The organism is Massilia sp. P2_C2 (assembly GCF_056404615.1).
In genome coordinates this window covers 1-5,315 of record NZ_JBFUDR010000368.1, presented here as the reverse complement: position 1 = coordinate 5,315, position 5,315 = coordinate 1, and the positions used below count along the sequence as shown (strand labels likewise).

Below are 5,315 nucleotides of genomic sequence, written 5' to 3'. Positions count from 1 at the left end.
GCGCTGCATCGGGCAGCTGCGCGACGACCCAGCGCGTGCCGGTGTCGACGACGCAGGGCGGGGCGACGGCTACCGGCGTGGTGCCGAGGATCGCCGCCAGTTCGGTGGCCTGCGCGGCATCCAGCGGCGTGATCGTCGCCGGCGGGAGCTCGAATGACAGCCAGCGGACGCCGTCGTCCGCGTGGCGGACGTCGAGCCGGACCAGGCCCGCCGCGCACTCCTGCACGAGGACGCCGTCGCGCGCGGCGGTCAATCCCGCTTCCAGCAGCGCATGCGCGGTACCGATCGTCGGATGGCCGGCGAACGGCAGCTCGGCGGCCGGCGTGAAGATGCGCACGCGGTAGTCGGCGCCGGCCCGGGTCGGGCGCAGCACGAACGTCGTTTCGGACAGGTTGGTCCAGTTGGCGATCCGCTGCATCTGCGCGGTCGTCAGCCCGTCCGCGTCCAGGACGACGGCGACGGGGTTGCCCAGGAACGGGGTGGCGGTGAAGACGTCTACGGTCTGGAAAGGGTGGCGCGGCATGAGGTCTCCGTGGGGCGGGCGATGGGATAGACGATTCTACGCACGCGTGGAGCGGTGCCGACAGTCACACTTTGCGGTTTCCGAGCGGTACTGTATCGGCGGTTGAGACCAGACTGTACCGCCGTAAATCCGTGTTAAGAAGCCGCAAACATATGTTTCGATCAACCATGATGGGTATCATACTGTGCATAATGTCGCTATATTGACAACGAAAGGATGATAGTGATTACAGCGCGCGCGCATTCCGCTACGGATTCGGTCCCGGTGCCGGCCCACGCCGCCGGGCCGGCCCACGCCGTCCCGCTGATTCCGCCGGGGCTGCTCGCAGGGGCGCAGCGCATCCTGTTCGTCACGCACCTCGCCATCGGCGACTTCACCTACCTGCAGGCGGGCCTGCGCGCCTTCGCCCGCGCGTACCCGCATGTGCGGATCCACCTGTGGGTCGACGAGCGCCGCCGCACGGCCGATCCCGCGGCCTGGCCGCACCTGCGCAAGTATGCGTTGTACGACTGGCTGGCCGCCTGCCCGTGGATCGACAAGGTCTACGACAGCACGTACAGCCCCGACACGTTCGCCCTGTCGGTCGAGGAAGCGCGCGTCATGGACTACCCGGTCGTCGCGTCGCTTGCCGTCGTCGATTGCCACCGCTACGCGCGGCTGGCGCGCCGCATCAGCCCGCGCGGCTTCGTCGTGGGCATCACGAAACCGGCCGAACGGGTGCTGCACATGCCGTCGCGCTGGGCCGGCTATCGCAAGCTGGATGGACGGCTGCCGATGTACACGCCGGCCGACTGCGCCCGGCAGCACATCAGCGACATCTATGCGGGCTGGTTCGCGCGCTGCTTCGGGGTCGACGTACCGCCGGCAAGCCGCCTGCCGCGCCTGGACGTGCCCGAGCGCTGGGTGCGCGCGGCGCACGCGCAATTCGCGCACTGGGGATTCGCCGTCGGCCGGCCCGTCGTGTTCGTGAACGCGTATTCGAAATCCCCGGACCGCACCTGGCCGCTGGAACACGTCGCGGCACTGGCCCGGGGGCTGCGCGGGCGTGGCGCGTGGCGGGATGCCGGCATCGTCGTCAACGTCGTGCCGGAAGCCCTGGACGACGCGCGGCGCATGTTCGATCGGCGCGCCGATCCGCTGCTTGCGCACGTGCGCCTGTTCAGCGCCGACGAGCATTTCTTCCAGCTGCCCGCCGTCATGCGCATGTGCGCGCTCGTAATCTCGGTGGAGACGGCCGTGATGCACCTGGCGAACGCGGTCGGCGTGCCCGTCGTCGCGCTGATGCGCCGCAATCATCCGGAATGGGCGCCGATCGACCGGGCGCGCAGCACCGTGCTCATGGTGCCCCACATGGAGGACTGGGTCACGCGGATCGGCGTCGACGACGTTCTCGCCGTGCTCGACGCGCAGTATGCGGACGACGTGCACCCGCCGTCCCCGCGTTAGCCTGCGGTGTTCTCCGGCGCGATCGGCTCCTCGAACGACAGGCGATTGTGCGACGGGTCGCGGATCGTCATCTCGCGCGTCCCCCAGGGCATGGTCTGGATGCCGGGGCGTGAATACTTGAATTTCCTGGCGAGCAGCATGTCGCGGTAGGCGTCGAGGTTCGTGACGGCGATACGGATCGATGCGCCCGGACTGCCGTCGCCATAGTGCTCGGAGAGGTGCAGCACGCAATCGCCGAGCGACACCTGCATGTAGATGGGGAAGTTCCCCTCGAAGCGGTGCTCCCAGTCGACCTTGAAGCCGAGGAAGTCGACATAGAATTCGCGCGCTTTCGCTTCGTCGAAGATGCGCAGGATCGGGGTGACGCGGGACAGGGTGTACATGGGTTCTCCTTGCCGGGTCAGCCGGCGCCGTCCTGGCGGGCGTCTTTCAGGCGCTTCAGGTGGAGCTGCCGGAAACACACATAGTCGAAGATGGCGATGCCGGCGAAGCCCGCCGCGGCCAGCCAGTCGCCCGTCGCGTCGGTGCGCACGGCGTCCACCAGGCGCAACGCGGCAGCCAGCAGCCAGCATGCCGGGATAATGAAACGTGTGTTGCGCGCGAAGAAGCTGGTTTGGTCGTGACGCGGATTGCGGGTGATGAAGGCCATGGCGCGGGCGGGATCGTGAACGAGCGGAAGAGCATATCAGATCCCCATGCGCGAAAATTCGCACTTTCTCACGGCCGTCAATACTTGTAGTTCAGCCCCAGCACGAACGACCGGCCCGAGTGTACGTACAGCAGCGTGTCGTTGCGCTGCGTGTCGCGGCCGTAGCGCAGCGGCGTGTCGTTCAGGTTCTGCCCTTCCAGCGAGACCCGCAGCTGCGGCGTGATGTTGTACGACAGGCTCATGTCGATGTTCGTCGAGCCGTCCACCATCGTGAAGTCGTGGCCGGCCACGTCGCCCAGCACGGCGTAGATGTAGCTGGAGCGGTGCGCCGCCGACACCCGCGCGCTGAACTTCGCATCCTCGTAGTACAGGGTGAGGTTGTGCGTGCGCGGCGACAGGCCCGTGAAGTCGGCCACCTGCGTCAGCTGTTCGTTGGCCGGCGTGGCGGGGTTGTCCACGCGCGTGATGTAGGTGATGCGCGACTTCACGCGGGTGGCGTTCGCGAGCAGGCCGAAATTGCTCCAGAAGCCGGGCAGGAAGCTGAACGGCGCCTGCAGGTTGAATTCCCAGCCTTTCAGCGGTCCGCCGGCCGTGTTGACCTTGCGGCTCACGTTGACTTCCGTCGTCGGCAGGGTCTGGCAGATCGGGGCACCCGTCAGCGAACAGCCGTTCAGGATCAGGAGTTCGTTCGGCAGGCCCAGCGTGTTGTACGGCACGCGCTCGTTGACGGTCTGGATGAAGCTCTTGATGTCCTTGCGGAAGTGCCCGAGCGAGATCATCGCATTCTTCGCGTAATACCATTCGGCCTGCAGGTCGTAGGTGTTGGCGCGGATCGGGTCCAGGTTCGGGTTGCCGATCGAGACCGATTGCGCAATCGGCGACACGGTCGCGTTCGGGGCGAGGTCCGTGTACTCGGGGCGCGACAGCGTCTTGCCGGCCGAGAAGCGCAGGAACACGTCCTTCGGCAGCTGCGCGGTCAGGTTCAGCGCGGGCAGCCAGTCGCGGTACTTCTTGACGCCGGTATTCGGCTGCAACTGGCCCTGCACGTTGATGAGCGCCGTGGAGGTGGCCGTCGTCTCGGCCCCGCGCACGCCCACGTTGCCGCGCCACGCGATGCCCAGCAGGTCGTAGTTGAAGTCGACCATGCCGTACAGCGCATCGATCTTTTCCTCCACCCGGCGGTTGGTCTGGGCGAGGTAGTTGTACTGCGAGCCCGGCACGGCGTCGCAATGGCATTCCGTGTTGACGACGCCGCGGAATTTGTTCAGGTCCACGGCGGCCCACGACGACGGCACGCCCGTGCCGCCCAGGCCCGAGCCGAAGTCGCCGATCTGGCGCGAGATGTCGGCCATCGTCACGCCGGCCGGCAGCGCGACGGCGTTGGCGCTGTTGCCGATCTCGTAGTTGGTCCAGATGTTCTTGCGGCTCGAGATGCCGAAGTGTCCCGTCAGGTGGTCATTCAGTTCCCAGTGAACGTTGGCGGCCTGCGTCTGCAGCTTGTTCGTCGTGTCCAGGTAGCGGCCGACGAACATGCCGCGCACATTGCCGGCGGCATCCTGCGGCGCGAACTGGAAGCTGGCCGGGTTGGCGATGTCGATGCCGAAGTTCAGCGCGGGCACGTTGCGGTTGTTGCGGAAGTCCCACGAGAAGCCGTTCACGTTCGGCGCGTCGAACTGCACGGTGGCGCGCATCGGCTCGTTCAGGTTCGAGTTCGAGTTACCGGCCATGAAGTCGGCCTTCACGGTGTCGCTGAAGCGGTGACTGCCGGACAGCACGTGCTGGCGGAACGTCGTCGTGTACACGTCCAGCAGGCCCTCCGTGCGCACGTCGACGCCGTTGAACCTGCCGTAGTCCCAGCTGCCGTTCTGGTCGAAATGCGCGTCGAGGATGGAGGTCTGCGGCTTGCCGTTCGAACCCAGGTTGCGGCCGAACGAGATCGCCTCGATGTAGTTGTCGTAGCGCTTGTTCTCGAACTTGCCAACCATGAGGTCAAGATTCAGCTCGCTGTCCGCGTTGCGCCACTGGTAGCTGTTGGTGACGCCGGTGCGCTCGTAGTCCGTCTGCGAACGGCGGTAGCGCGGGATGCGCGGGGCGAACGCGCCCGAGCCGGCGGCCGGATTCGCGACCGTGCCGCCGTAGTTGTCGTTGCGTCCCATGACGTCGTTGTACGCCGTCGGGTCCGTCGTGCGCGGCATGCCGGTGCCGCAGGTCGTGGCCGTGATGCCCTTGACCGCGTCATTGCCCGGATTCTGCGGGTTCACGCCCACGGGCGAGCAGAAGCCGCCATCCGCGCTGGCGCTGAGCAGCTCCACGGCCTCGTAGCCTTCCTCCGTCGCGCGCCGCTTCGAATACGCGGCGGACAGCAGGGCGCCCACCTTGCCGTAGCCCGTGTCCCAGCGGTCCGACAGCAGCGCCGTCACGCGCGGCTGCGTCTTCCTTGAGAGGGAATTGTGCATCGCCTGGCCGCCGAGGCTGAACGTGCGGCCCTTGAAGTCGAACGGGCGCGCCGTGCGCAGGTCGACGGTGGCGCCGAGCGAGCCTTCCTCGACGTCCGCCTCGGAGGTCTTGCGCACTTCCAGGCTGTTGAACAGCTCCGACGCGAACACGGAAAAGTCGAAGCCGCGGCCGCGATTGGTGCTGCCGTTGATGTCCGACGCACCCGTCGCGGCCACGCCTTCGATCCCGTTGATGCGCACG

5 protein-coding genes are annotated in these 5,315 nt (G+C 67.0%); 1 reads left to right on the top strand and 4 read right to left on the bottom strand.

Annotation, left to right across the window (positions count from 1 at the left end):
* On the bottom strand, window positions 1-523 hold a 523-nt coding region (locus tag AC1DYX_RS27220), incomplete at its 3' end, for a PhzF family phenazine biosynthesis protein (protein ID WP_477264709.1).
* A 216-nt stretch (window positions 524-739) separates the two neighbouring features.
* Here AC1DYX_RS27220 and AC1DYX_RS27215 point away from each other — a divergent pair.
* Entirely contained in the window at window positions 740-1,969 is a 1,230-nt protein-coding gene (locus AC1DYX_RS27215; RefSeq protein ID WP_477264707.1) for a glycosyltransferase family 9 protein, read from the top strand.
* On the opposite strand, the gene AC1DYX_RS27210 is transcribed toward AC1DYX_RS27215, so the two are convergent.
* The 3 genes from AC1DYX_RS27210 to AC1DYX_RS27200 form a co-directional block, all read right to left on the bottom strand.
* Window positions 1,966-2,352: a glyoxalase superfamily protein gene (locus tag AC1DYX_RS27210; RefSeq protein WP_477264705.1), complete on the bottom strand. Its 387-nt coding sequence runs from the start codon at window positions 2,350-2,352 to the stop codon at window positions 1,966-1,968. The two genes, AC1DYX_RS27215 and AC1DYX_RS27210, sit on opposite strands and share 4 nt — an antisense overlap.
* A gap of 17 nt (window positions 2,353-2,369) precedes the next feature.
* Window positions 2,370-2,618, bottom strand: a complete 249-nt coding sequence (locus AC1DYX_RS27205; RefSeq protein WP_477264703.1) for a hypothetical protein — start codon at window positions 2,616-2,618, stop codon at window positions 2,370-2,372.
* Between the two features lie 77 nt (window positions 2,619-2,695).
* On the bottom strand, window positions 2,696-5,315 hold a 2,620-nt coding region (locus AC1DYX_RS27200; RefSeq protein ID WP_477264701.1), incomplete at its 5' end, for a TonB-dependent receptor.